The sequence below is a fragment of the Corallococcus terminator genome (genome assembly GCF_003611635.1).
Classification (GTDB): Bacteria; Myxococcota; Myxococcia; order Myxococcales; family Myxococcaceae; genus Corallococcus; species Corallococcus terminator.
On record NZ_RAVZ01000022.1, the window covers coordinates 15,987 to 42,198 of the forward strand.

Consider the following 26,212-nt stretch of genomic DNA (forward strand, 5'->3'; position numbering starts at 1 on the left):
CGCTAGCGCACGGCTAGCACGCGGCCAGCACCTTGCTGGCCGCGTGCGCGTGGACCGCTAGCCAACGGCTTTCCAAGAGGGCCAGGGGCACGCGTGTGACGGGACGAGCGACCGACAGCGAAGGGGTGGAGTTCATGGGACCGGGCGCACAGGGACAGCGTCGCGACGTGCTGGCTTTCTTCCTGCTCGTGGGGTTCGCGGCGGTGATGTACGCGGTGCCGGGTGAGTGGATCCCCGCGCTGGCGCCGCTGCGGTTGGCGCTGCTGACGTCGGGCCTCGCGGCCGGACTGATGGTGATGCGGCGGCTGGGCAAGGCGGAGCCCGTCTATTTCGATGGCGCGCGGGGCATCGCGCTGCTGGCGTTCTCGTCGCTGGCGTTCTGTTCGGTGGCGTGGTCCGTCAATCCGGACGTGACGCGCTTCCAGGGCGTGGAGCTCTTGAAGCTCACGGCCATCTACCTGACGCTCGTGAACGTCATCACCACGCCCAAGCGGCTGGCTGCCATGTGCGCGGCCATGGTGGTGGGCGCCATCGTGACGTCCATTGGCGTCATCAACTGGTACATCGTCGGTGAGAACATGGTGGAGGGCTTCCGTTCGCGCTGGGTCGGCGTGTACGCGGACCCCAACCACATGGCCATGAACATGGTCGTCGTGGTGCCGCTCGCGGTGGCGTTCCTCGCGCGCAAGAGCACCCCGTGGTTCTTCCGCGCCCTCTGCGGCCTGGCCGCGGTGCTGTCGGTGGTGGCCATCGTGCTGTCGCACTCGCGCGGTGGTTTCATCGGCCTGTCGGTGGCGATGGCGCTGTGGGCCATCCGTGAGAAGCGCCGCATGCAGGCCATCGTGCTGGGCTCCATCTTCGTGCTGGGCCTGGTGGTGTTCGCGCCCAAGAGCTTCTGGCAGCGCAACGAGACGGTGGCGACGTTCCACGAGGACGCATCCGCCATGGGCCGTGTGTACGCGTGGCAGGTGGCCAGCCGCATGAGCCTGGACAAGCCCCTCTTGGGCGTGGGCGCGGGCGGCTTCCGCTACGCGTGGTTCGAATACGCGCCGCCGGAGGCGCACCGCGCCTATGTGGCGCACAACATCTTCCTCGACGTCATCGGGGAACTGGGCTGGATTGGCCTGCTCTTCTTCCTGGTGTTCGCGGGAGGCTCGGTGGGCGGCGCGGCGGCGGCGTCCTCGGATTCGGAGATGGGGTGGCTCGCGCGAGCGCTGTTCGCGTCGGTGGTGGGCTACCTCATCTGTGACTTGTTCTCGGGCTACATCCTGTCCGCGCATTGCTACGTGCTCTTCGGCCTGGCCGCGAGCGCGCACCGCATCGCGCAGGCACGGGAGCGAGCTTTGGCGGTGGGGAGGCAGCCGGCCCTGAATCAGACGCCGGCGGCCACGTGGGAGGGGTCTGGGCATGCGGCGTGAGGAAGCACGGATGGGGCGGGAGCCCCTCCGACTGGTGCAGTTCACCCGGTCGTTCCACATTGGTGGCACCGAAGTGCAGGTGCTGGAGTTGCTGCGCGGCTTGCCGTCCAGCTACCGGTTGCAGGTGTCGGTGTTGGAGGACGCCGGGCCGCTCATCGGTTCGGTGTGGAAGCTGGGACATGCGCCCGAGGTGTTCTCCCTCAAGGGGACGCTCGCGCAGCCCAACACGCTCGTTCAAATCTACCGGCTGTCACGCTGGCTGAAGAAGCACCGCGTGCACCTGGTGCACGTGCACGACTTCTACTCCAGCATCATCGCGGTGCCGGCGGCGAAGCTGGCGGGCGCGAAGGTCATCGTCGGCCGGCTGGATCTGTCCCACTGGCAGGGCAAGGCCCGCCGCCTGCTGCACGCGCAGGTGACGCGCATGGCGGACCACGTCATCGCCAACGCGGAGGCCATCCGCACGCTGCTCGTGGAAGAAGAGGGGCTGCCCCGAAGCCGCGTCTCCGTCATCCACAACGGCCTGGACCTGGTCCGCTTCGACGCGCGTGCCAAGGAAGGCATCAAGGACCCGCTGCCCGAAACGCACGGCATCCCCACCGTCATCCACGTGGCCAACATGAGCCACCCGGTGAAGCGGCAGGAGGACGTGCTCCTCGCGCTTGCCATGCTGCGTCATGAGGGCACGCGGCTGAACGCCTGGTTCGTGGGAGACGGCCCGCGTCGGCCTGGACTGGAGAAGATGGCGCAGGAATTGGGGGTGGCGGACGGGGTGCACTTCCTCAGGCACCGCACGGACGTTCCGGCCCTCTATGGCCAGGCCACCTTCGGCGTCCTGTGCTCCACGGCGGAGGGCATGTCCAACGCGGTGATGGAGGGCATGGCCGCCGGCCTGCCCATGGTCGTCACGAAGGTGGGCGGCAATCCGGACCTCATCGTGGACGGCGAGCGGGGGCTCCTGGTGGACCCGGAGCGGCCCGCCCAGCTCGCCCAGGCCTTCCGGCGGCTCTTGGCCAACCCCCAGGAGGCCCGGAAGATGGGCAAGGCCGCCCGGGGCTTCGTCGCCCGCGAACTGTCCCTGGAGAAGATGGTGCGCCAGCACGACGCCCTGTACCGCCAGGTCGCACACATGCCCTGAGCCTGGAACCGGCCCTCCAGGGCCGGGAAATGTCAGACCGATCCGGATAATCCGAGCCCGTCCTCAAGCAATTGGGGGCGGGCGCGTTCGTATGGAGGAAGGGTGCTCCCGACGGGGGTCGCACCTTGTGTGTTTTGGTTATAGATGGGAATAGCTCGTTTTTCGTGGAGATTGATGGAAAGTCTGTGGTAATGGCGCCACAGACGTTGCCAGCAGCAAGCGGCGTGACCACCCTGGTGGGCGTCGGATCAGGCGGGGCAGGAATCGCCGCTGACGTGAAGGGGTTTTGAAGGAAGCGGACGTCGAGCGCGGGGCCCGGAAGCACGGGACGCGGGGCGGACGCGGAACATGAAGGTGGCGCGGGGTGGGCCCAAGGCCCTCATCCGTATCCGCCGCGACTTTACGAGGCCCTGCCTGTCGGCACGCGGCCCGGGGCGCTCGCCGGTAAAACTCCAAGGTGCCGGCGAGCGCTCTCTTTTTTGTCCCCGTGAAAACACGCCCGGCGCCCTGACAGGTCGCACGCAGCGGTCGGATCCATCAGGTGGGATGTGTCAGTGGCCCGGCTCCGCGGCCCGCGAGGACCTCTGCCGAGGTGCCAGCGGGCGCTCCGCCTGACGGCCGTGACTCGGGAAGGCAGGGGACCCGCCTTCCGTGCACGTCCGCCGTCGCGTGCTTCGCGACGGCTACTTCAGGTTTCCAATCACCTGCAGGGTGGTGTCGCCCTTGAACAGATTGGAGACGAAGCTGACGGTCTCCTGCTGCTTCTGGAGCATGAGCTGGGCTTTGGCGCGTTTGAGGTCGTCGCCGGTGAGGCCCTGGAGCATTCGCTGCTCCACCGGGCTCAGGCTCTGGTGGGTCTTCAACGCGTCTATCGTCGCCGAGGCTGGAATCTTCAAGCTCATGCAAACCACCTGTTCTGGGCCGCCCGGCAGGGGACACCGCCGGGCGGAGAAGCGCGTGTAGGAGATTATCGCGAAATCCGGCGGGAGTTGCCCCCCTCCCGAAAAATCAGGTGTGGGTCAGGCGTCCCCGACGAGGTCGAAAAGCTGCCCGACGCCCCTGGCCCGGGCCACGTCGTAGAGCGCGCGGGCCAGGGCCACGTCCTGGACGGCGAGGCCGGTGGAGTCGAAGACGGTGACTTCGTTCCCCGTCCGCCCCGGCTTGCGGCCCGCGACGACCTCACCCAGGGTGCCGGCGAGCTGCTCCTCCTTGAGGAGGCCGTCATGCAGGGGCACGTTGACCTCACCGGAGTGGAGCGCCTGCTCCGCGTCGTCGATGAAGACGCGCCCTTCGACGAGCAGGCGCGGATCCAGCTCCTGCTTGCCGGGGGCATCCGCGCCCATGGCGTTGATGTGGGCTCCAGGCTGGACCCATTCGCGGCGGACCACGGGGGCGCGGGCGGGCGTGGCGGAGCAGACGATGTCCGCGCCGGAGGCCTCCTGGAGGCTCACGACCCGGCCGCCCTTCTCCTTCTGGAGGGCCTGGGCGGCGGCGTCGGACACGTCCGCCATGAGCAGCTCCAGGTTCCCGAAGAGGGCGCGGTGCGCGTCGATGAGGACCCGCGCCTGCACGCCACAGCCCACGAGGCCCAGCGTGCGGGGCTGCTTCTTCGCCAGGTACTTGGACGCGATGCCGCCCGCGGCGCCGGTGCGCCACGCGGTGAGCAGGGTGCCGTCCAGGATGGCCAGCGGTGACGCGGTGTCCGGGTCGCTGAGGATGTAGACGGCGCGCACGGTTGGCAGGCCGTGCTTCTGGGGATTGCGGGGATGGGCGTTGACCCACTTCACGCCCGCGGCTCCGTCCAGGAACGCCGGCATGGCGCGGAAGTCGCCGTCGTACTTCGGCAGGGACAGGTACACCTTGGGGGGCATGAGCGCGTCGCCACGGCCATGGGCCAGGAAGGCGCGCTCCACGGCTTCCAGTCCGAGTTCGACGGTGTAGAGGCCGCGCAGCTCTTTCGCACTGAGGAGGAGGGTGGGCATGGCGCCGCTATACCCAACCGCGAGCGCCCGCGCACGCGCGACGTCGACCGCCCCCGACGGGCCGACACTTCGCGACGTGGGGACGGGGCGATGCCACCTGGGGCGCGGATGGCTGCGATTGGCCTGCTTCGCAATCACTGCTCGCGAAGCCCCTATGTCATTGGGGTTCTCTTGGACGCCTGCCCGGACGCTGACCGTCCTGGCGGGGAAAGCGGGAAAAGACCGGATGGCACTAGGATGCCCGGCCGATGACCACCTCACGGCACCTCCCGAACACCGGGCCGTCCTCCCCACCGAACACCGGCCGCCCCACGGGCGATGGCGGAGGCCTGTCGGAGCGACCGCTGCATGCGACGCGGGTGGGGCGCTACGTGCTGCTCGCGCGGCTGGGGCGCGGCGGCATGGGCGAGGTGTTCGAAGCGTTCGATCCAGAGCTTCGGCGCACCGTCGCCATCAAGCTGCTGCACGAGCGCCGCCTCCCCGATGAGGAAGAGGACGCCCGCGCGCTGCGGCTGGTGCGCGAGGCGCAGGCCATGGCGCGCCTGTCGCATCCGAACGTGCTCACCGTGCACGACGTGGGGACGCACGACGGCCGGGTGTTCATCGCGATGGCCCGCGTGGAAGGCGGCACGTTGCGGCAGTGGTTGCGGGAAGGGCCGCACTCGCGACACCAGGTGTTGTCCGTGTGCCGGGCCATGGGTCGGGGGCTCGCGGCGGCGCACGCGGCGGGGCTGGTCCACCGCGACTTCAAGCCGGACAACGTGCTGCTCGGGCGCGAGGGTGGCGTCTGGGTGACGGACTTCGGCATCGCGTCGGATGCGAACGCGGAGGCCGGGCCCGGCGTGCCGGTGACGGCGCTGCTCGAAGGTCCCACCGATGCGCGGCTCACGGCGACCGGCGCGCTGGTGGGGACGCCCGCGTACATGGCCCCGGAGCAGTACGCGGGGCGGGGGCCGGACGCGCGCGCGGATCAGTTCAGCTATTGCGTGTCCGTCTACGAGGCCCTCACCGGCCAGCGCCCCTTCGAGGAGGGGACGCTGCGGCGCATGGCGGTGACGCTGCTGGATTCGCAGCGCGCGCCCCAGGGCGCCGTGACGCCCCGGGTGGAACTGGAGCCGCCCGCGCATCCGTCCCTTCCGGGCTGGGTGCACCGCGTGCTCGCGCAGGGGCTGGCGGTGGCGCCCGAGCAGCGCTTCGCGACGATGGAGGCCCTGCTGGAGGCGCTGGAGCGCGACCCGGAGGCCGGGCGACGGAAGCTCGCGGGCCGGTCGCTGGCGGTGGCGGCCGGGCTGATGCTGGGGGTGGGGGTGGCGTGGGTGCGTCCCACGCCGTGCAGTGGGGCGCCCGCGCTGTTCGCCCAGGTGTGGGGCCCCTCGCAGAAGGCGGCGGTGGCGGAGGCCTTCGAGCGCAGCGGCGCGACGGACGCGGAGGGCGCCTTCGACCGGGTGTCGGGGGCCATGGATGCGTACGCGACGCAGTGGAGCCGGATGCACCGGCAGGCGTGCGAGGCCACGCGCGTGACGGGGGAACAGCCGGAGGCGCATCTGGCGCTGCGCATGGCGTGCCTGGACCGGCGTCTGCGGTCGGTGGATGCGCTGGGCACGGAGCTGGCGCACGCGGACGCGGCGCTGGTGCAGCGCAGCGCGGAGGCGGTGGACGCGCTCCGGGGCGTGTCCGGGTGCGCGAACGTGGAGGCGCTCTCCGCGGCGGTACCCCCGCCGGAGGACGCGGCGGCGCGGGCTCGCGTGGAGGCGGTGCGCAAGGAGGTGACGCACGCGCAGGCGCTGCTCGACGCGGGCCGGTACGCGCAGGCGCTGCCCGTGGCCAGGGCGGCGGTCGACGCGGCGCGCGCCACGCACTACCGCCCGCTGGAGGCCGAAGCGCTGCACGTGCTGGGCTGGGCCCACCACCGCATGAGCCAGTCGCGTGAGGCGATGGCCACGTGGCATGACGCCATGGCCGCCGCCACCGCAGGCCGCCACGACGAGGTGGCGCTCCAGGTGGCCACGGAGCTGGTGCTCGGGTTGAGCGAGGCCCCCGAGTGGTTCCCGGAGGCGCACCTGTGGAGCGCGCAGGCGCACGCGCTGATTGAACGGCTGGGGTCCGCGCCCGACCTGGAAGGGCGTCTGGCCAACCACGAGGGCATCCTCGCGCTGAGCGAGGGCTCGCTCGACGCGGCGGCGGAGCACTACGCGCGGGCCCTGGCGCTGCGGGAGCGGACGCTGGGCACGCGTCACGTGGACACCGCGAAGGTCTACAACAACCTGGGCATGGTGCTGCTGCGGCAGGCAAAGCAGGCGGAGGCCACGGCCCTGTACCAGAAGGCGCTCGCCATCTACGAGGAGCGGCTGGGCCCCACGCACCCGCTGCTCGCGGGCACGCTCACCAACCTGGGCTTCGCGGAACAGGAGGCGGGACACCTGCCGCAGGCGCTCCAGTGGTTGCAGCGCGCGTACACGCTGCGTCAGCAGACGCTGGGGCCGCTCAATTCACAGACACTGCTGTTGCTCCACGACCTTGCGCTCGTACAGGAGTCGTTGGGCGCGCCGGACCGGGCGCTCGCGCTGCATCGGGAGGCACTGGAGGGCATGCGGCAGGGGTTCGGCGCGGAGAGCCGGGAGGCCATCGATTCGCTCAAGGCCCTGGCGGGCGCGGAGGAGCGGCTGGAGCGGGACGCGGATGCGCTCGCGCACTTCCAGGAGGGACTGGTGCTCCAGCGCAAGGTGCTGCCGCCGGAGGAGTTCGCGGTGGACACGCTGGGCGAGGACGTGGGGCGGCTGCTCGTGGCGCAGGGCCGGCCGAAGGAGGCGGTGCCCCTGTTGCGCGAGGCGCTGGAGTCGAAGGCGCGGTCGCTGGGAGCGGAGCACGCGCGGACGATTCACAGCCGCACGGCGCTGGGGCTGGCGTACCTCCAACTGGGGCAGGGCGAGGCCGCGCGCGAGCTGCTGGAGATGTCGGAGCGGGTGCTGGCCCCGCTGGGCTGGAATCCAACGGACGCGGCGATGACGCACTTCGCGCTCGCGCAGGCGCTCTGGAGTCAGCCGGCGGAACAGGCGCGGGCGCTGACGTTGGCGCGGAAGGCGGTCGGAGGCTTCACGCAGGGCGGAGCCATGACCCGGCGCGAGCTGGCGCAGGTGAAGCAGTGGCTCGCGAGCCGGTAGGGGAGGGGCTTGCGCGAAACAGTGAGGCACCTCGGGCAGGGCCACGAGGTGCCTCGGGACGGCTTCACCCAGACGTCTTCAGTGCAGGCACTTCCGGGTCGAGGGATCGCACTCGTAACCGGTGTTGCAGTACAGGAGTTCGCAGCACGGCTGCTTGAAGCCACCACAGCCCGGGAGAATCTCGGCGGAGGTGTCAGCGGACACGGCTTCCGCCGCGGACCCCTGGGCCCCGGTCGAGACGCCTTCCGTCTGCTCGACGTCCGTCGTCTCCGCTCCACCACAGGCCATGGCCAGGGCCAGACCCATCACAGCGAAAGCACTCTTCACGACACGCGGCAGCATGGGGAACTCCTATCGGTGAGAACTGCGCCTGACTGAATATCGGAAGTCAGGATGTGATTGCAATTCGATGCCTGGAGTTGCCTTGGACTGCCTCAACGTGTCCTGTTCGCTTGCTCATGATGGGTTCGCATGGTGCGTGATTATTTCAACCGTCAAGTAATCAAGGCGCTGCGCGCACCAGGAAGGCCTTGAACTGGAGCGAGGCGAAGAGCTGGCGCGGCTCTGTCAGTCCGGCCCCGCGCAGCAATGCGAAGAACTCTTCATCGGACGCGGGAATCTCAAGACTCGCCATCTCCTTGCGCCGTCGCGCGAGCTTTTCGGGAGAGACTCCAGACACGCGCAACTGCTCTTCCTCCGCGGCCAGGAGGACCGGGTCGTTCCCAACGGACTCTCCGATGATGAAGGGCGCCCCGGGCTTGAGCCGACGCACCACTTCACGCAGGAGTTCCAGGCGGGTTTCCGCTCCCGCCACGTGATGGAGGACTCCCACCATCTGGGCCCCGTCGAAAGGGGCGCCGGTGGGCAGGTCGCGAAGCGCCCCTTCGTGCAATCGCATCCGCTCGCCCATTCCCGTGCTGCTCAATCGCTCACGGGCCACGGCGAGCATGTGCGGTGACGTGTCCGTCCCGGTGAAGCGCCACGTGGGCCTTCCATACCGGGCATAGGGCAGCAGCTCCTGCGCGGTGCCCACTCCCACGCAGAGGATCGAGGCGGACTCGTTCCCCCCCAACACGGAGGTCATCGTCGCCGCGATGAGCTCCTGCATGGCGTGGTATCCGGGCAGCGAGGTCGCCGTGCCCGCGTCGTAGCGGGCCGCGTGCTCCGGGCCGAAATGATGCTCATGATGAGGCGCGTGTGAGTGCATGGGAACTCCGTCGGGCCGGGGGAGGAGGTGCGGCGCGTTGATGGGAAGATACGCTTCGGTTTCTTCGCCGCCAGGGCGGCCCTTCACGTCGAATCGGCGGCGCTTCCGGTGTCGTGGCGGCGTCCAGGTGACGCCCGCCGCGACATGGCTCTTCAGGCTGCTTCGCCCGCGCGCCGCCACCGCGCGGGTGTCTGTCCATGCACGCGGCGGAACTGGCGGATGAAGTGCGTGACGTCCGCGTAGCCCACCTGCCGCGCGATGGTGTCCATGGGGGCGTCGGTGCCACGGAGGCGGCGGCGGGCTTCGGCCATCCGCTGCGCGAGGATCCACTCGCCCACGGTGCGCCCCGTCTCACCGCGCACCGTGGTGGCCACGTGCGCCGGCGTGCGTGCCACGGCTCGCGCGACGTCGGACAGCGACAGGGGCTTGAGCGCGCTCTTCTCCACGAAGGCGAGTGCCTGGCGCGCGAGGCTGGAGCCTTCGGTGCCCGAGCGGAGGGTGGAGGCGCTGGCACGCACGAGCTCCACGAGCACCAGACGCAGGAGCGACGCGAGCGCCTCCTCCCGTCCCTCTTCGCTCCCCTCGCATTCCTCCTCGAGCACCTGCATCCACTGTTCGAGGCGGCGGTGCTGCGCCGGAGTGGGCCGCAGCACCGGGTGGCACCCGCCGCGCACCTGGGAGAAGAGGCGCGTGGAGGGGTCCGCCTGCTCGGGCCAGAAGGTCAGGGCCCAGCCCGTGGCCTGCTCGAAGTGCGCCTCCGCGTGTGAATCTCCCGGTGGGATGAGGTGCACGTCCCCCGGCCGCAACTCCAGCGCGCCCGCGTGCCGCACCCGCGAACGACCCCCGGTGAGCAGGACGACCACGGCATAGGGGTGGACGCGCTTGCCGCCCGGACGCGCCCTGCCGTGGAGCCCCTGGTGCGCGTGGCGCTCGATGCGGGAGACGAAGAGGGGAGCGCGGCCCTGCTGGAAGGCCACGAGGGCCGGGGGCCCGGGCGTCTGGCTCATCACGGGTGTGGGGGCTCCGCGTGGATGTTGAGGCCGTGCACCATGGTCCACCCCGTCAGCGCGCCCTGATACGCCGCCCCCATGGCGGTCTGCACGGGCGTCGTCACGTCCCCCGCGGCGAAGAGGCCCGGGATGGACGTCTCGCATTGAGGACTGACGCGAACATAACCCGCGTCATCGAGCGCGAGGCCGAGCGTCCGCACGAGCGGTGGCAGGTGCTGCTTCGGCTTGAGGAAGAGCGCGTCGAGCGGCACCACCGTCCCGTCCATGCGCTGGGCACCTCGCAGGACGCCGTCCGCTTCCACGAGGAGGCGCTCCAGCGGCCCCGTCTCCAGCCGCACGCCCGCCATGGTCAGTCGCTCCCTCGCTTCGGGAGGGAGCGCGAAGGTGCCACGGGTGAAGGCGGTGACGTTCCGGGTCCAGCCGGTGAGCATGATGGCGAAATCGACGAGGGGGACGGAGTCGAGCAGCACGCCCCAGGCCTTCCCACGGATCTCCCAGCCATGGCAGTGGGGGCACTGGAAGGCGCTGTGGCCCCAGGCTTCGCGCATGCCGGGCAGCGCGGGGGGCTCATCCACGGCGCCCAGGGCGAGCAGGACGCGCCGCGCGCGCACCTGCGTGCCGCCTTCGAGCCGCACGTGGAAGCCGTTCTCGCCGCCCAGGGGCGTCACGGTCACCACCTGCTCCTCGCGGAAGGTGATGTCGTAGGGGGCGAGCTGCTCACGCCCGATGCGACGGAACTCCTCGGGCGGCGTGCCGTCACGGGTGACGAAGCCGTGGATGTGCGTGGCCGCTGCATTCCGCCGGGCCCCCGCGTCGCACAGCCACACCCGCTTGCACGCTCGCCCCAGCACGAGCGCCGCGCTCAGGCCCGCGGGCCCGCCGCCCGCTATCAGCACGTCGACTGCTTCTGTCTCTCGCTGTTCCATGCAGGAAGGCTAAAGACGGGCCGTCGGCGTCCCCATGGCGGCGCGTGGGAAAAAATCGGCGTCTCTTTCGGGAGCACCCTCGGCCGTGCCATGTCCCGAGCGTCTTGCCCGCCGGGCCCATGGCCTTCTTGAAGCCACTGAACGGCCCCACCGCCCCTCCGGAGGATTGACTCCGACCCTGACTCGCTCAACGTCGACAATTGCGTGTTTCAGTTCCCCGACTGATTGCCATCAACGATCCCCTCGTGTTCTCGCGTGCGGACCCGCGAGAACACGAGCACCCTCCCGAACCCAGGAAGGAGGCATCCCGCCATGGCACGTATCTTCATCACCGGATCGACTGACGGCCTTGGCCGTGCCGCCGCCCGCACGCTCATGAACGAAGGCCACCAGGTCGTGTTGCATGCACGCAGCCAGGAGCGCGCATCCTCCCTCTCGGACCTGGCTTCGAATGCCGCGGGCGTCGTCATCGGGGATCTCAGCAGCGCGGTCGAGACACGTGCCCTCGCTGTCCAGGTCAACGGACTCGGTCGCATGGACGCCGTCATCCACAATGCTGGCGTCTATCTTGAGCCGGTACGGGGAATGACACCCGAAGGGCACGCACGGATCCTGGCTGTGAACGTTCTTGCGCCCTATCTGCTCACCGCCTTGATGGAACGTCCGGATCGCCTGATCTATCTCAGCAGTGGGATGCACCACGGAGGCAGCGGCTCGCTCCGCGACCTCGACTGGACGGAGCGGAGCTGGAATGCCATCCAGGCCTATTCCGAAAGCAAGCTCCACGTCACCGCGCTCGCCCTCGCGGTCGCGCGCCACTGGCCGGATGTGAAGAGCAACGCTGTTGACCCCGGCTGGGTCCCCACCAGGATGGGGGGCGCCGGGGCTCCCGATGACCTCGAAATGGGGCACCTCACCCAGACCTGGCTCGCCGTCAGCGGTGCTCCGGCGGCGACAGTCAGCGGCGGGTATTGGCATCACCGGAAACAGCAGACGCCGGCCGCGGAGGCACTCGATCCTGGCTTCCAGGATCAGCTCATTGACAGACTCGCGGACCTCACGGGCACCGCGCTCTTCTGAGTGCCAGGGGGCTCAACGCTTCGGGGGCACTGCTCAGCCAGGAGAAGTCGTCCCCGCTGGCCAGGAACTCGCTGAAGGATGCGGCGATGGGCCACACGCCCGTCCCTGAGTCAGCTCAGCCACCAGGCCGCCACCGCTGCCGCGAGCAGGCTGCCCGTCACGCCAAGGGCCATCCACTTGCGCGAGGGCTGTTCCGGCGGCCGCACCGGGAAGACCCGGGGCCCCACGAACTGGGTCGGTGATTCCGATCTCAGCGGGGGGGCCGCGCGCTCCACGGGCCGCGTGGGCAGGGCTTCCGTGCGCATCACCTCCGTGGCCGGAGGTGGAGCGGGCGCCTCCGGCACGGGCCCGGGTGGGGCCCGCCGTGGCTTGGGCGGCATGGGGACGGGCGGCTCCATCAGCCGGGAAGGGAAGTGCGGGGGCTCGCCCAACGTGGCCAGCTCCGCGCGCAGCGCCTTGGCCACTTCGGTTGCTTCCGTGGGCCTCGCCCGGCGGTCCTTCGCGAGCAGCGTCTCCACCAGCGACACCAGTGACGCAGGAATACCGGGACGCATCGGCGTGAGCGGTGGGGGCGCGTCGTACAGGACCGACTCCATCACCGCCCGACCCCGCTGGATGGGAAATGGCCGCCGCCCCGCCAGCAGCTCGTAAAGACAAACACCCAGCGAATACAGGTCCGCCCGCGCATCCAGCGGCTCGTCGCGGATCTGCTCCGGGGACATGTACGCCAGCTTCCCCATCACCACGCCCGACGTTGTCTGCGTGCCCTCGGACGTCTTCACGATGCCGAAGTCCGCGATCTTCACCGTGCCGGTGAAGGACAGCAGCAGGTTGTCTGGCGACACGTCGCGGTGGATGAGCTCCATCCACTTGCCCGACTCCGGATTGACGAAGCGGTGCACGTACGCAAGCCCATCACACGCCTGTGCGATGGCATCCAGCACTGGCGCCAGTGGCAACAGCTCCGGCCGGCTCGCCGCGTGGATGTGCGCCAGGCTGGAGCCCGCCACGTACTCCATGGACAGGTAGACCTGGTCGTCGATGACGCCCGTCTCCAACACCCGCACCACGTTGAGGTGATGCAGGCCCGCGGCCACCTCCGCCTCCCGCAACAGACGGCGGCGGAAGCGGATGTCGGCCGCGTGCTCGGAGTGGATGCGTTTGAGGACGACCGGGGCGTCCCAGCCCTCGCGCTCCGCGAGCGAGACGCGCCCCATGCCGCCTTCGCCAATCTCCCGCAGGATGCGGTACGGCCCCAGCCGCTGGACGTCATTCATTCCGGGGCAAGCCTACCGCCACTGACGCCAGGGCCGCTGGGGGAAGACCGCTGTTGCTCGCGTCAGCCGTTGGACGCCACCCGGGAGCTGTCCTGGGGCGGGACCGCGTCTTCCTCGGCGCCTTCGCGCGCCTGGGCGCCCTTCGAGTGCGTCGAGCCCGACTTCCGGCTGCTCTCACCCGTGGAGATCCGACCGCCGCGCGCCGCATCCGCGGGCACCTCCGTGGGCGGCTCGGCCTGCATCGTCTTCATCAGCTCCGCCACGGCCCGGGCGATCTTGGAACCCCACTCCGAACCCATCGGCTTCGGTGCTGCCTCTTCCGTCTTCTCGGGGGGCATCTCGCAGCTCACGCAAACGGCTCCGGAGTGTCCGCCGCCGCCGCCCCTCACGCTGGAGCCCGACGCCAACGGCTGGGCCCCCGTGTGCTCGGGGCGCGGACCGCCTTCGAAGTGGTCCGGCATCACCTGCGAGGCGCTGTCGGGCTTGAACGCGGACAGGGTCGCGTTCGAGCTGCCACGCCCGCCGACGGAGATGCTCTGGCCCGAGGCCCCCAGGGCGCGGTCGGAGGCGGCGTTGGGACGGTCGAAGAGGTCCGGCTTCACCGGCTCCAGCCGCCCCTGCGCGGGCGGGGCCACCGGAGGATCCAACCGCGGAGGGGACTGCACGGACGGCGTGGCACTCGACAGCGGGCGGAGGATCTTCACGGAGCACCTCGGACGGCGGATTTCCCTCCCCCATCATCGTCGGGGGAGTGTTCAGAGTTTCCCCTGTCTCCCAGGAAATCAAACTTCCGCGTCCTACCTCCCACGGCGGCCTGCGTCAGGGCCCGCCGGGGAGGTGGGGCGCGCGGATCCGGATCAGGGTTTCCCCCAAGACGGTCGCGCGCGGATCCGCTCGGGCCTACCGGGCTTCGGGGGCCAGCGCAGGGCAGGTGACGTTGGCGGGCATGGCCCACAGCGCGTTGCCCGGGGGCCCACCGTTGGCGACGAAGAAGATCCGATCCCCGATGCGGCGGAATGACTGGGGACTGGAGCCTCCATCCGGATGGATGTCCGCGACGCGGCCCGTGTTGGCGACCGTTCCGTCCGTCACCCAGGGCTCCTGGCCGTCGTTGGGGCCTGCCTTGCCGAAGAGGAGGGTGCCGCTGCCGGTATTGAAGAGGGGCGACCAGTTCTCATCCGACGTGCTCAGTCCGTCGCTCAGCCACAGCGTCCCCGCCGCCGTGCCATCCGTCACCCAGAGGTCCACCTTGCGAGGCGCAGGCCCCGTCGAGCCGATGGCGACCGACAGGTAGAGCTTGCTGCCCGCCGTCGTCGCGATCTGAAGGTACGGCTGCGCACCGGACTCTCCCCCGAAGGGGTTGGGCAGGGTCGTCACTGTCGCCTTGCCTCCGCCCGACAAGGACACGCGCGCCAACCTCAACCGGTCATCCGCCGTGCCGTAGGAGACGTAGGCGTGGGAGCCGAGGACGCCGAGCAGGCTCGCGACGTGGCCGAACGTCTCCAGCCGCACGGTGCCCGCCGCCGTGCCGTCCGACTTCCAGATCTCCGTGTTGCCCGCATCCCGCAGCGCGAACACGATGCCGCCAGTCGTGCCCCGGACGTCGCTCACCAGGGGCTCGCCCGCGTCCAGTGCCTTGATGACGTAGGTGCCCGTCGCCGTGCCGTCGGTCCGCCACAGCCGCGTGCCATTCACCGCGTCCTGGAGGAAGAACAACTGCACGCCTCCCGCAATCACGGTGCTTGCCTGGAGCGTGGTCTGCGTCCCGAAGTCCACCACGCGGACCGTCCCGGCGGCCGTGCCATCCGACCTCCACGACTCCAACCGTCGCCCGCCCGCGGGCGTCGTCACCGGCACGGTGCGGAAGAAGCCCAGCGCGCCGCCCAGCGCGGCGAAGCTCGACAGTTGCGAACCCTCACTCCCCGGGGTGAGGTCCACGACGAGCCGCGTGCCCGCCTCCGTGCCGTCGGTGACCCACGGCTCCCGCCCCAGCACCGCATCGCCGACGATGAAGAAGAGCTGCGAGCCCACGGCGGTGAAGCCGCTCAGCTCCCGGTAGCCGGTGGTGCCCTGGGCGGGGAACTCCTTCACCGGGACGGTGCCCGCGGTCGTCCCGTCGCTCTTCCACAACGTGGCCTGTCCGCCGACGACATCCGTCGCGAAGTAGAGCGTGCCCTGGAAGTTCGACAGGCCGTAGGGACTGGGACGCCAGGGCGGCGGAGGCGGGGTGCCCGGCGCGATGACGTCCTTCACCTTCACCGCCACCCCGGGGGCGCACGCCTGGGCCTGGACTGTAGAATCCCGAGGGGCCGCCTCCGCCTCCGCGTCGGGTTCCACTCCGCCACAGCCCACCAGCCCCACTCCGACCACGGCCCACCACGCCTTCATGCGCATGTCCGCTCCTTGGCTCTTCGCGAAAGCCGACGGACGTTGGGGAGCCTGGGGGTGGACGGACACCCGTCCTCAAGGGCATGTGGGTGATGCCTGCGCGACATTGAAGCCCGCCACCGGAGTGCACCTACAGTCCGGTGGCAGAGGTCGCAGGACAGCGTTTCCCGGCGCGGCGCGGCTAGGGGGTAGCCGCGACAGGCGCGCCCGGATGGGCGTCCACGCCAATCACATCGCGCACGGTGGCGAAGCCGTCGCGGGACAGCAGCGCACCCAGGTCCCCCAGGATGCGGCCCACCATGCCCGGGCCTTCGTAGATGAAACCCGTGTACACCTGCACCACGGTGGCGCCCGCGCGCAGCTTCTCGTAGACGTCCTGGGCGGTGAACACGCCGCCCACGCCGATGAGGGGCAGGGTGCCCCGGCTGCGCTGGTACGCGCGGCGGATGACGGCGTTGGACAGCTCGCGCACGGGGGCGCCGGAGAGCCCTCCGGCCTCCTTCGAGTGCTTGTGTTCGAAGGGGCGGGTGATGGTGGTGTTGGTTGCGATGAGGCCCGACAGCCCCCGCTCCAGCGCCACGTCCACCACCTCGTCCACGGCCTCCGGGGTGAGGTCCGGGGCGATCTTCAGGAACAGCGGCGTGCCCGGCGCCACCTGTCCCATCCGCTCCTGCACCGCGCGCAGGAGCGCGGACAACTGCTCCGGCTCCTGGAGCGTGCGCAGGCCCGGCGTGTTGGGCGAGGACGCGTTGACGACGACGTAGTCCCCCAGCGGCGCGAGCGCGTCCACGCACGCCACGTAGTCATCCACCGCGCGCTCCAGCGGCGTGTCCTTGTTCTTGCCGATGTTCACGCCCAGCGGGCCGGGCTTCCACGCGCGGCCCGTCAGGTGCGACGCGGCGGTGGCCGCGCCGTGGTTGTTGAAGCCCATGCGGTTGATGACCGCGCGGTGCTCCGGCAGGCGGAACAGGCGCGGCTTCGGGTTGCCGGGCTGGGGCTTCGGCGTGACGGTGCCAATCTCCACGGCGGAGAAGCCGCAGGCGAAGAGCCCGTCCACGGCCTCCGCGTCCTTGTCCAGCCCGGCGGCGAGCGCCACCGGATGGGCGAAGCGCAGCCCGGCCAGCTCCACGGACAGGTCCATGGGCGCCTGGCGCAGGGTGCGCTCGCGCATCGACTGGCAGAGGGACGGCATGCGCCCCAGGGCCGCGAGCCCCGACATCCCCAGCCGGTGGGCGGGCTCCGGGGGCAGCGTGAAGAGCAGCGAGCGCGTGAAGCCGTACATGCGTCAGGCCGGAATGAAGGACGCCTCGCGTGCCCACGCGAGTGCCTGGTCCACCTGCTCGGTGGTGAGCAGGTTGTTGGACTCGACGATCTCAATCTCCCGCCGCATGTCCGTCTCCAGCAGGTAGGGGCCGTCCGTGTTGATGGTGAACTTCACCTTGCGGTCCCAGAACGTCTGCATGATGTGCTTGAGCTCGGCCAGGTCCGCCACCGCCTTGGTGTGGATGTTGGACGTGGGGCACAGCTCCAGCGTGATGTTGTTCTCACGCAGGACCTTCATGGCGGACTCGTCGTAGGCGGCGCGGATGCCATGGCCGATGCGGTTCGGCTTGAGCTTCTCCACCGCCGCCATCAGGCCCTCGGAGCCCGTGCCGGCCGTCTCGCCGGTGTGCACGGTGCACTTGAGGCCGCCCTTGCGCGCGCGGGCGTACAGGTCCTCGTACTCCGCGAGCGCGGGCTTGTGCTCCATGGCGTCGCGCTCCGTGCCGGCCAGGTCGATGCCGTACACGCCGCGCGAGCGGTACTTGATGGCCTTCTCCACGATGATGCTGTTGAGCTTGTGGTCGAACTCGCGGGCCAGGCAGAAGATGAAGCCCACCTTCACGCCGTACTCCAGCACCGCGCGGTCCATGCCCCGCAGCGCCGCGTGGATGATGTGGTCCAGGTCCAGTTCGGAGGACAGGTTGCGCTTCATCGGGTTGAAGCGCAGTTCAATCTGCGTGACGCGGCTGCCCCGGTACTCCTTGCCAATCACCTCGTAGACGGAGCGCTCGATGGCGCTGGGAGAGGATTGGATCTTCTCCGTCCAGGTGTGGAGGATCTTCAGGTAGTCGTCGAGGCTGCCCACCTTGCCCGGACGGGAGGTGATGAGCTCCACGAAGTCGAAGTAGTTTTTGACCGGGAGCTTGAAGCCCTGCTGGTGGGCAATGGACCACAGGATGTGCGGGGCTACCGCGCCACCCACGTGGATATGAAGGTCGATGAGGTCGCGAACCATGGCGGCATGTATGCACAGCCACGGCCACGCGTAAAGCTATCGGCGCAGCAGCACGTACACCGCGCCCGTCCCGCCGTCCTGCGGGCGTGCGCTGGCGTACGCCAGCACCATCCGCTCCATCCGCTTCTGCGACAGCCACACCTTCATGCCCTCCTTCAACACGGGCACCTGGTCCTTGGAGTTCAAACCGCGCCCGTGGACGATGAGGACGCAGCGCTTCTTGGAGCGCTGGCTGTCGGACAGGAAGCGCTCCACGGCGCTCCGGGCCTCGGCGGCCGTCTTGCCGTGCAGGTCCAGGGTGTCCTGCACGGAGAAGTCGCCCCGGCGCAGCGAGCGCAGCAGGTTGCGGTCGACGCCGGGAGCCGCGCCCTCGATGAACTCGTTCGAGTCCGCGACGTCGAAGCCGCCTTCGCCGGCGACGAGCTCCGACAGTTGGGCCAGGGCCTCCGCGTTGTCGTCGATGAGCTCCGGCAGGCGCGGGTTCGTCTTGGGGGCTTCTCCCCGGTTGGTGATCTGGTGCACGCCGTCCATGGCGGAGAAGAAGAGGCCGACATCGTCGTCCTCCGGCCGGGCCTTGGCGGCCTTCACCGGCTTCGCGACGACCTTCTTCTTCGCGGCGGCTTCGGCGGCGGCCTTCTGCTGTTCCTGCTTCTCCTGGTCCTGGAGCGTCTTGATGGCGGACTTGAAGGGGTTGTTCTGGAAGGCCGCTTCCTTCTTCTTCGGGGGCTGCTTGCTCATGGGATTCCCTGTTTCTAACCCGGCTACAGGTCGCGCAGCTTCCGGATCGTCTCGTAGGCGTCGCGGACTTCCTGGAACCGGCGGGCGGCCTTTTCGGCGGCCTTGGGGCCCAGTTGGGTGAACTTGTCGGGGTGGTGGGCGGCGGCGAGCTTGCGGAAGGCGGCCTTCACCTCCGCGTTGGTGGCGTCCGGCTTGAGGCCCAGGGCGACGAAGTGGGGGGTGTCATCGCCCAGGTGCTGGCGGGCCAGGGCCTGGATCTGCTCGTCGGGGATGCCCAGGCCGTCCGCCGTGCGGCGCAGGACCTCCGTCTCCGAGCGCTGCATGTGACCGTCCGCGAGCGCCATCTCGTAGAGCGCGTCCAGGAGACGCAGCCGCTCGTCCGCCGGGAGGGCTTCCTGGCAGGCCTTGAGCGCGGCGGGCGCCTTGAGCGAGGCGGGCTTGGCGATGAACGCCTTCAGGTACCGGCCCACCGCCTGGATGGTGTGGGGGTCGGCGTGGAGGACCTCCTCGAAGTAGCGGCGGATCTCCCGGACCTCCTCGCGGCGCAGCTCGCCGTCCGCGCGGGCCACGTCCATGAAGAGGGCGACGATTTCACGGTCGAGCGGATCCTCCGGTGGGGCTTCGACGGCGCGGTGCTCCCCGGGCATGGGGCCGTCCCCCCGGGGGGCGGGGCGCTTGGAGGCGGCCGGGAAGTCGGAGAAGTCGGAGAACAGCTCCGGGTTGGACGGCGGAGGGGCGTTCTGCTCGTCGAAATAATGGCCGACGGCGAAGCCCGCGATGAGGGCGAGCACGATGGCCAGGGGCCCGCCAATGAGGAGGCCGACCACGAGTCCAACCATCGCCCCGAGAACTTTTCCTGCGCCCATGGCTTCGCTTCGCTCCCTTGAATCCACCCAGTTTTGCATAAGGTGCGTCGCATGACGGCCCAGTTGATCGACGGCAAGGCAGTGGCGGCGCGCGTGCGGGCGGAAATCAAGGAGGAGGTGACGCGCCTGAAGGCGGAGCGCGGCATCACCCCCGGGCTCGCGGTGGTGCGTGTAGGTGAGGATCCCGCCTCGAAAGTCTACGTGACGGGAAAGAAGAAGGCCGCCGAGGAGGTGGGCTTCAACTCCTGGGAGCACCACCCGGACGAGACCATCACCCAGGAGGAGCTCCTGGCGCTGGTGCACCGGCTCAACGAGGACCCGGCGGTGCACGGCATCCTGGTGCAACTGCCCCTGCCCAAGCACCTGGACGCGGACGCCATCATCTCCGCGGTGAAGCCGGAGAAGGACGCGGACGGCTTCCACCCGCTGAACGCGGGCAACCTGCTCCTGGGGCGGCCGGCGACGCGCGCGTGTACGCCCTGGGGCGTGATGCGGCTGTTGGAGGAGGTCGGGTGCAACCCGGCGGGCAAGCGGGCGGTGGTGGTGGGCCGCAGCAACATCGTGGGCAAGCCCCAGGCGCTGATGCTGCTCCAGAAGGACGCGACGGTGACGGTGTGTCACCGCAAGAGCGACCTGCCGGCGGAGGTGGCCCAGGCGGACATCCTGGTGGTGGCCGTGGGCGTGCCGGAGCTGGTGAAGGGCGCGTGGATCAAGCCCGGCGCGGTCGTCATCGACGTGGGCATGAACCGCAAGGCGGACGGCAAGCTGGTGGGCGACGTGGAGTTCGCCGCGGCGGCCGAGCGCGCGTCGTTCATCACCCCGGTGCCCGGCGGCGTGGGCCCGATGACCATCGCCATGCTGATGAAGAACACGCTGGAAGCGGCGCAGCGCGCCGGGAAGTAGGGCGCGCCGTGGACCTCCCTGCCCGGTGTGGGCAGGGATGCTGGAACACGAGAGGCTATTCCGGGCAGATGATGGGGCCCCGGTGGTTCTTGCAGACATCGCGAGGGATGCACCAGCCATCCGGCGTGGAGTAGGCATACATCTGGATGCCGCTGTTGCACCGGACCCTGTCGCTGGAGACGCGACACCATCCGATGTCGACGCTTTCGTCACAGCTATCGGGCGGGGCCATGGCTTGGATTCGTCCGTCTGATGTTGAAGATTCAGCCTGCGGTGTCTCCGCCGCGCCGGGTCCGCATGCAAGGAAAAGCATTCCCGCGCCAAACATCATTCCCACGGACTTCATCAGTGTCTGCCTTCGCATGGGCCTGCCTCCGTATGAGTTCAAGGAATGTCCAACAATCCCACCCGACTACCAGTTGGGGCAGATGATGGGGCCCCGGTGGTTCTTGCAGATATCGCGCTCGATGCACCAGCCGTCCGGCGTGGAGTAGGCATACATCTGGAACCCATCCGCGCACTGCACCCGGTTGCTGCGCACGAGGCACCAGTCCAGATCGACGCTCGGGTCACAACTGGTGGGCGGCGCCATGGCGCGAACCTCCTGATCGGAAGTCGCGGCTTCGGCCGGCGCTGGCTGCGCCGCTTCGGGGCCGCAAGCCAGCAACAGCATTCCCGCGCCAGACACCATTCCCATCCACTGCATCCGCGTCTGCCTTCTCATGAGGGGGCCTTCCTGGAGAAAGGAAACTGCAAACGAAGTGTAGCCTGTATTTCCATTCCGCCGCGAGGCATGCGGGCAGGCCGTCTCGGGCGAGCGTGAGATTGGAAAATTCGCGGTCAGGAGCGGTTTGCGAGGGGCGTCCCCTGGATTAAAGAGGTTGGAATGACGAGCCGCGAAGAACACCTGTCGGGAGGGCTGTATGGCCTGCTCATTGGTGATGCCCTGGGCGTCCCGTATGAGTTTCACGGTCCTGAAAGGATTCCACCGCCGGAGACCATTGAGTACACACCGCCCCCGGGGTTCGACCGTGCGCACGATGGCGTACCGCCCGGCACCTGGTCGGATGATGGCGCCCATGCACTGTGCCTGCTGGATTCGCTGACGCACCAGAAGCGGCTCGACTGCGAGGACCTGGGTCGGCGTCTGGTGAACTGGTACGACTGCGGCTACCTCGCCGTGGACGGGCATGTGTTCGACGTGGGCATCCAGACCCGCAACGCGCTGGGAAGGCTCCGGGGTGGCTCCCCCGCGCTGCTCTCCGGGCCGGATGGAGAGCGGGACAACGGCAATGGCTCACTGATGCGCGTGCTGCCCCTGGCGCTGTGGCACCGGGGCACGGATGCGGCGCTGGCCTCGGATGCGATGGCGCAGTCGCGCGTCACGCATGGGCACCTGCGCTCGCAGGTGTGCTGCGCGGTGTACTGCCTCTGGGCGCGGCGGATCTTGGAAGGCGCGGCGGACCCGTGGACGGAGGCCGTGGCCACCTTTCGCGCGCTGTACACGGAGGAGTTCCCCGCGCGGGCGGAGCTGGACGCGCACGTCCGCCCGGAGGACCTGACGCCGGGGAAGGGGAGTGGCTACGTGGTGGACTGCCTGCGCTCCGCCCGGGACTGCGTGGCGCAGGGCCGCACCTTCGAGGAGGTCGTCAAGGCCGCCATCCGGCTGGGCCACGACACGGACACCACGGCGGCGGTGGCGGGTGGCATCGCGGGCCTCCAGTACGGCCTGAAGGGGATTCCGCACCGCTGGCGTTCGATGCTGCGCGGCGAGGAGCTGGTGGAGCCGCTCCTCGCCCGGCTGCTGAAGTCCGCTCCCTGACGGCGAACCTCAGTCCGGGAAGATCTCCAACACGTCCTTCAGCATCGCGGCGCCCGTGCCCCGGGCGCCCTGCTCCGCGTTGATGATCGTGTTCACTCCGTGGAGGTCGCTGCGGAACACCGCGCCCATCTCCATCGCGCCCAGCCGGGACAGGGGATGGGCCGCGTCCACGACGGTGGGGCGCACGCTCCACTCCCACCGGCCAGCACCCAGCGGCTCCGCGCGCGCCAGCAGCAGCACCTGGCCGCCCTTCGCCCGCGCCGCGTCCTGTTCCGCGCGCGTCACGCCACGCATCCCCGTCACCGACACGTCCTTCAGCGTCGTGGGCACGCGCATCACCGCGTTGGCCAGGATGACCAGCTTGCTCGCCGTGTCCCAGCCGTCCACGTCCAGCGACGGATCCGGCTCCGCGATGCCCAGCGCCTGCGCTTCCTCCAGCGCCGCCTCGTACGTCCGGCCCTCCGCCATCCGGCTCAGGAGCAACTGGCTGGTGCAGTTGAGCACGCCTTCGAACCGGCCCAGCTTCCCCAGGGCCAGGTCCCTCATGCCCATCGTCACCAGCGGCATCGCCGCACCCGCCGCGCCACTGAACCGCAAGGGAGGCCGGCCCGGTGACTCCAGGTCGCTCAGCGCCGCCAGCTCCTGGTAGCCCAGCACCAGCGGCCCCTTGCTCGCGAGCACCGCTGGAATGCCCCGCATCAGCGCGTCCCGCGTGATGTCCAGCCCGGGCTGCCCGTCCTTCAAGCTCGTGGGCGTGGCCTCCAGGAGCAGGTCCGCCTTCACCTCGCGCACCAGCGCCTGCCCGGTCATCCCCGGACGGCCCACCACCGGCAGTGACGCCACCGAACACTTCGCCCGCTTCGCCGCCAGCACCGCCGCCACGTCCAACCCGTGCGGCGACACCGCGGCCCCGCCGGAGTCCGCCATCCCCACCGGGACCAGCTCCAGCCGGTAGCGCTCCATCAGCAGCGACGCGCGCGACTGGAGGATCTCCAGCAGGGGCACGCCCACGTGTCCCACGCCCGTCAGAAGGAAGCGCACCGTGCGCACGGCGCGGGGGTTCATGGCTCGAAGGCCTCGCGCACTCCGTCCCGGCGCAGCGTGAAGAGCATCCACGCCGCCACCGGCACCCCCACGAAACACCCGGGCGTCAGCGCGTACATGGCGCAGATGGCGCCCACCATGGCGAGCCCATACCCCTTGAGGTTCATCGCGCTCCAGGCACCCCAGATGGCCAGCGCCCCGCAGACCACGCCGACCACGATGGCCAGCGTGAAGCCCAGCGTGAACTCCAGCACTGCGGGCGGCTGGCCCGGCTCGGAGAAGGGGGAGGCCACCTTGAGCGCCGCGAGCACCGCCGCCAGCAGGCTGAAGGTGACGTGCAGCACGCCCACGATGAGCTGGAAGAACGCCGGGAAGCGCACCATCAGGAACACCCTCTGGCGCGGATCCCCCGGTGCCAACTGTGGTCCCGGGCCGCTCATGAGCGGGCCCTCAGCGCGCTGACGATCATCCGCGTCGCGGGGGACTTGTTGAGCGTGTAGAAGTGGATGCCCGGCACGCCGCGCGCCAGCAGCTCCATGCACTGCACCGTGGCGTGCGCGACGCCCAACTGCACCACCGCGTCCGGCTGATCCTTCACGCGCTCCATCTGCAACGCCAGTCGCATGGGCACCGTGGCGCCGCACATGCGCGTGAAGCGCTGGACCTGCTCATAGTTGGTGATGGGCATGATGCCGGGGACGATGGGGACGTTGATGCCCGCCCGTCGCGCCCGCTCCACGAAGTCGAAATAGAAGGCGTTGTCGAAGAAGAGCTGCGTCACCACGAAGTCCATCCCCGCATCCACCTTCGCCTTCAGGTGCTTGAGGTCGTCCTCGCGTGAAGCCGTCTCCACGTGGCCCTCCGGATAGCACGCACCCCCCAGGCAGAAGTTGAAATCCTCTTCTCGGACGAATCGCACCAGCTCCTCCGCGTAGCGGAAGCCGCCCGGCACCGGTTCATAGGTCTGCTGCCCCTGCGGCGGATCCCCGCGCAACAGGAGCAGGTTCTCGATGCGCGCCGCGTCGAGCCGGCGCAGCACGTCACGAAGCTCGTCCCGGTCGTGGCCCACGCACGTCAGGTGCGCCATGGCCTCGATGCCGGTGTGCTTCTTGATGTGCGTCACCAGGTCCACCGTCCTGTCCCGGGTGCTGCCGCCCGCCCCGTACGTCACCGACACGAACCCCGGATTCAACGGCGCCAGCTCCTCCACCGTGCGCAGGAGCGAGGCCACGCCCGCGTCCGTCTTGGGAGGAAAAAACTCGAACGAGAAGCACGGCTGGGAGGGATTGAGGCAGTTGCGGATCTTCATGTCCGGAGCAGTTTAGACCCTTCCGCGTCGGCCTTGATCGGAGAAGGTGCGTCGCTATAGTCCGCGCCGTTTCGCCACCCCTGCCATGGAGAAGTCAATGACCCGGCGCACGCCCCTCAACGAGGCCCATCGAAAGCTGGGGGCCCGGATGGTCGACTTCGTCGGTTGGGACATGCCGGTGCAGTACAGCTCCGTCATCGCCGAGCACGAGGCCGTGCGCACCGCCGTCGGCCTCTTCGACGTGTCCCACATGGGCGAGGTGGAGTTCCGGGGCCCCGGCGCGCTGGAGACGGTGAACCGGCTCATCTCCAACGACCTCTCGCGCATCCAGGACGGTCAGGCCGTCTACGCGGGCCTGCTCAACGACCTGGGCGGTTTCGTGGACGACGTCGTCGCCTACCGCTTCAGCCCGGAGCACATCCTCATCTGCGTCAACTCCAGCAACCGCGAGAAGGACTTCGCCTGGATGAAGGCGAGAGCGGAGGGCGTGACGCCGGTGGACCGGGGGGATGACTTCGCGCAGATCGCCATCCAGGGCCCCAAGGCCTTCGGGCTCGTGCAGCGGCTGACGAAGGCGGACCTGTCCAAGGTCGGCACCTACCGCTTCACCGAAGGGGAGGTCGCGGGCGTGAAGTCCATCATCTCCCGCACGGGCTACACCGGCGAGGACGGCTTCGAGCTGTACTGCGCCACCGACGACGCGGTGAGGCTCTGGGACGCGCTCCTGGAGGCCGGCCAGCCGGACGGGGTGAAGGCCTGCGGCCTGGGCGCGCGCGACTCGCTGCGCACGGAGATGAAGTACGCGCTGTACGGCAACGACATCGACGATGCCCACACCGCCCTGGAAGCGGGCCTGGGGTGGATCGTCAAGCTGGACAAGCCGGGCGGCTTCATCGGCAAGGACGCGCTCGTCGCGCAGAAGGCCGCCGGCGTGCAGCGCAAGCTCGTGGGCTTCGAACTCACGGGCGCGGGCATCCCCCGCCACGGCTACCCCATCCTCAAGGACGGCGCCCGCGTGGGCGAAGTCACCAGCGGCACGCAGGGCCCCACGGTGAAGAAGCCCATCGGCATGGGCTACGTGCCCGCCGTGCTGGCCACCGAGGGCTCCACCTTCGACGTGGAGATCCGCGGCCGGGCCGTGCCCGCGGTCGTCGTGAAGACCCCCTTCCTGAAGAAGTCCTGATTCCCTTCCATCCCTCCGCACCTTCGCGAGGAGCAACCTCCATGTCCGATTCCATCCCGCAGAACCTGAAGTACACGAAGGAACACGAGTGGGCCCGCATCGAGGGCAAGACCGTGGTCGTGGGCGTCACCGCGCACGCGCAGGAAGCGCTGGGCGACGTGGTCTACGTGGAACTGCCGAAGCTCGGCACCCAACTGGTGGAGGGCAAGCAGTTTGGCGTCATCGAATCCACCAAGGCCGTGTCGGACCTGTACGCGCCCCTGAGCGGCACCGTGGTGAAGGTGAACGACGAGCTCACCGGCAACCCGTCCATCATCAACACCGACCCGTACGGCGCGGGGTGGATCGCGGAGATCGAGCCCTCGGATGCCGAGCAGGTAGGCAAGCTCCTGGACGCCGCCGCGTACGGCGCGCTCCTGAAGTAGTCCTCCGCGCAAGAACTGGCGCGTCCCGGTTGTTAGAGACGCTCCACGAGGCTCCGA

General features: G+C 69.6%; 26 protein-coding genes. 8 read left to right on the forward strand and 18 right to left on the reverse strand.

Annotated elements, in window-relative coordinates; translation table 11 throughout:
* The first annotated feature begins 134 nt into the window (after positions 1-134).
* Both D7V88_RS05450 and D7V88_RS05455 read left to right on the forward strand, forming a co-directional pair.
* Positions 135-1,418: an O-antigen ligase family protein gene (locus D7V88_RS05450; protein WP_120539558.1), complete on the forward strand. Its 1,284-nt coding sequence runs from the start codon at positions 135-137 to the stop codon at positions 1,416-1,418.
* Positions 1,408-2,556, forward strand: a complete 1,149-nt coding sequence (locus D7V88_RS05455) for a glycosyltransferase (RefSeq protein ID WP_120539533.1) — start codon at positions 1,408-1,410, stop codon at positions 2,554-2,556. The genes D7V88_RS05450 and D7V88_RS05455 overlap by 11 nt, the downstream gene beginning before the upstream one ends.
* Before the next feature lie 683 nt (positions 2,557-3,239).
* Here D7V88_RS05455 and D7V88_RS05460 read toward each other — a convergent pair.
* Both D7V88_RS05460 and D7V88_RS05465 read right to left on the reverse strand, forming a co-directional pair.
* Positions 3,240-3,458 carry a hypothetical protein gene (locus D7V88_RS05460; RefSeq protein WP_120539534.1) on the reverse strand — a complete coding sequence of 73 codons (219 nt, stop codon included), beginning with the start codon at positions 3,456-3,458 and terminating at the stop codon, positions 3,240-3,242.
* A gap of 117 nt (positions 3,459-3,575) precedes the next feature.
* Positions 3,576-4,538: an ornithine cyclodeaminase family protein gene (locus D7V88_RS05465; protein ID WP_120539535.1), complete on the reverse strand. Its 963-nt coding sequence runs from the start codon at positions 4,536-4,538 to the stop codon at positions 3,576-3,578.
* Between the two features lie 248 nt (positions 4,539-4,786).
* On the opposite strand from D7V88_RS05465, the gene D7V88_RS05470 reads away from it, so the two are divergent.
* Complete coding sequence (locus D7V88_RS05470) at positions 4,787-7,699, forward strand: serine/threonine-protein kinase (protein WP_120539536.1); 2,913 nt, start codon at positions 4,787-4,789, stop codon at positions 7,697-7,699.
* 78 nt (positions 7,700-7,777) lie between these two features.
* Here D7V88_RS05470 and D7V88_RS05475 read toward each other — a convergent pair whose 3' ends face one another.
* From D7V88_RS05475 to D7V88_RS05490, 4 genes are all read right to left on the reverse strand, one after another.
* Complete coding sequence (locus D7V88_RS05475; RefSeq protein ID WP_120539537.1) at positions 7,778-8,041, reverse strand: hypothetical protein; 264 nt, start codon at positions 8,039-8,041, stop codon at positions 7,778-7,780.
* 160 nt (positions 8,042-8,201) lie between these two features.
* Positions 8,202-8,906, reverse strand: a complete 705-nt coding sequence (locus D7V88_RS05480) for a class I SAM-dependent methyltransferase (RefSeq protein WP_120539559.1) — start codon at positions 8,904-8,906, stop codon at positions 8,202-8,204.
* A 152-nt stretch (positions 8,907-9,058) separates the two neighbouring features.
* Complete coding sequence (locus D7V88_RS05485) at positions 9,059-9,913, reverse strand: AraC family transcriptional regulator (RefSeq protein WP_120539538.1); 855 nt, start codon at positions 9,911-9,913, stop codon at positions 9,059-9,061.
* Positions 9,913-10,812, reverse strand: a complete 900-nt coding sequence (locus tag D7V88_RS05490; protein ID WP_244237993.1) for an NAD(P)/FAD-dependent oxidoreductase — start codon at positions 10,810-10,812, stop codon at positions 9,913-9,915. Before D7V88_RS05490 ends, D7V88_RS05485 begins: the two co-directional genes overlap by 1 nt.
* Positions 10,813-11,154: 342 nt before the next feature.
* Between D7V88_RS05490 and D7V88_RS05495 the strand changes: the two genes are divergently transcribed.
* The gene (locus D7V88_RS05495) at positions 11,155-11,922 is read left to right on the forward strand and encodes an SDR family NAD(P)-dependent oxidoreductase (RefSeq protein WP_120539540.1); all 768 of its coding nucleotides are present in this window, start codon (positions 11,155-11,157) and stop codon (positions 11,920-11,922) included.
* 110 nt (positions 11,923-12,032) lie between these two features.
* Here the strand turns inward: D7V88_RS05495 and D7V88_RS05500 are convergent, their stop codons facing one another.
* The 7 genes from D7V88_RS05500 to D7V88_RS05530 form a co-directional block, all read right to left on the reverse strand.
* Positions 12,033-13,199, reverse strand: a complete 1,167-nt coding sequence (locus D7V88_RS05500; protein WP_120539541.1) for a serine/threonine protein kinase — start codon at positions 13,197-13,199, stop codon at positions 12,033-12,035.
* A 62-nt stretch (positions 13,200-13,261) separates the two neighbouring features.
* Positions 13,262-13,903: a hypothetical protein gene (locus D7V88_RS05505; protein ID WP_120539542.1), complete on the reverse strand. Its 642-nt coding sequence runs from the start codon at positions 13,901-13,903 to the stop codon at positions 13,262-13,264.
* A 196-nt stretch (positions 13,904-14,099) separates the two neighbouring features.
* A complete protein-coding gene (locus D7V88_RS05510; RefSeq protein WP_244237994.1) occupies positions 14,100-15,587 on the reverse strand; it encodes a hypothetical protein in 1,488 nt (495 codons plus the stop codon).
* Between the two features lie 181 nt (positions 15,588-15,768).
* Complete coding sequence (locus D7V88_RS05515; RefSeq protein ID WP_120539544.1) at positions 15,769-16,869, reverse strand: quinone-dependent dihydroorotate dehydrogenase; 1,101 nt, start codon at positions 16,867-16,869, stop codon at positions 15,769-15,771.
* A 3-nt stretch (positions 16,870-16,872) separates the two neighbouring features.
* Positions 16,873-17,865: an adenosine deaminase gene (gene add, locus D7V88_RS05520; RefSeq protein WP_120539545.1), complete on the reverse strand. Its 993-nt coding sequence runs from the start codon at positions 17,863-17,865 to the stop codon at positions 16,873-16,875.
* A 36-nt stretch (positions 17,866-17,901) separates the two neighbouring features.
* Positions 17,902-18,603, reverse strand: coding sequence for a Smr/MutS family protein (locus D7V88_RS05525; protein WP_120539546.1), 702 nt, complete (start codon positions 18,601-18,603; stop codon positions 17,902-17,904).
* A 23-nt stretch (positions 18,604-18,626) separates the two neighbouring features.
* Positions 18,627-19,442, reverse strand: a complete 816-nt coding sequence (locus tag D7V88_RS05530) for a TerB family tellurite resistance protein (RefSeq protein ID WP_244237995.1) — start codon at positions 19,440-19,442, stop codon at positions 18,627-18,629.
* A 78-nt stretch (positions 19,443-19,520) separates the two neighbouring features.
* On the opposite strand from D7V88_RS05530, the gene folD reads away from it, so the two are divergent.
* Positions 19,521-20,372, forward strand: coding sequence for a bifunctional methylenetetrahydrofolate dehydrogenase/methenyltetrahydrofolate cyclohydrolase FolD (gene folD / locus D7V88_RS05535; RefSeq protein ID WP_120539548.1), 852 nt, complete (start codon positions 19,521-19,523; stop codon positions 20,370-20,372).
* 55 nt (positions 20,373-20,427) lie between these two features.
* On the opposite strand, the gene D7V88_RS42905 is transcribed toward folD, so the two are convergent.
* Entirely contained in the window at positions 20,428-20,604 is a 177-nt protein-coding gene (locus D7V88_RS42905; protein WP_158625007.1) for a hypothetical protein, read from the reverse strand.
* A 180-nt stretch (positions 20,605-20,784) separates the two neighbouring features.
* A complete protein-coding gene (locus tag D7V88_RS05540) occupies positions 20,785-21,096 on the reverse strand; it encodes a hypothetical protein (RefSeq protein WP_120539549.1) in 312 nt (103 codons plus the stop codon).
* A 162-nt stretch (positions 21,097-21,258) separates the two neighbouring features.
* Here D7V88_RS05540 and D7V88_RS05545 point away from each other — a divergent pair, with 162 nt between their 5' ends.
* Positions 21,259-22,194, forward strand: a complete 936-nt coding sequence (locus D7V88_RS05545; protein ID WP_120539550.1) for an ADP-ribosylglycohydrolase family protein — start codon at positions 21,259-21,261, stop codon at positions 22,192-22,194.
* A 9-nt stretch (positions 22,195-22,203) separates the two neighbouring features.
* On the opposite strand, the gene D7V88_RS05550 is transcribed toward D7V88_RS05545, so the two are convergent.
* Genes D7V88_RS05550 through metF form a run of 3 tightly spaced genes read right to left on the reverse strand, consistent with a single transcriptional unit; the run spans position 22,204 to position 24,547 of the window.
* Positions 22,204-23,259: a hypothetical protein gene (locus tag D7V88_RS05550; protein ID WP_208726132.1), complete on the reverse strand. Its 1,056-nt coding sequence runs from the start codon at positions 23,257-23,259 to the stop codon at positions 22,204-22,206.
* Positions 23,256-23,621 (reverse strand): hypothetical protein, encoded by a 366-nt coding sequence (locus D7V88_RS05555; protein WP_341870654.1) that lies wholly within the window; start codon positions 23,619-23,621, stop codon positions 23,256-23,258. Before D7V88_RS05555 ends, D7V88_RS05550 begins: the two co-directional genes overlap by 4 nt.
* Positions 23,622-23,674: 53 nt before the next feature.
* Positions 23,675-24,547, reverse strand: coding sequence for a methylenetetrahydrofolate reductase [NAD(P)H] (gene metF, locus D7V88_RS05560; protein WP_120539552.1), 873 nt, complete (start codon positions 24,545-24,547; stop codon positions 23,675-23,677).
* A gap of 97 nt (positions 24,548-24,644) precedes the next feature.
* Here metF and gcvT point away from each other — a divergent pair, with 97 nt between their 5' ends.
* Positions 24,645-25,730 (forward strand): glycine cleavage system aminomethyltransferase GcvT, encoded by a 1,086-nt coding sequence (gene gcvT / locus D7V88_RS05565; protein ID WP_120539553.1) that lies wholly within the window; start codon positions 24,645-24,647, stop codon positions 25,728-25,730.
* 41 nt (positions 25,731-25,771) lie between these two features.
* The gene (gene gcvH, locus D7V88_RS05570; RefSeq protein ID WP_120539554.1) at positions 25,772-26,155 is read left to right on the forward strand and encodes a glycine cleavage system protein GcvH; all 384 of its coding nucleotides are present in this window, start codon (positions 25,772-25,774) and stop codon (positions 26,153-26,155) included.
* The last annotated feature ends 57 nt before the right edge of the window (positions 26,156-26,212 follow it).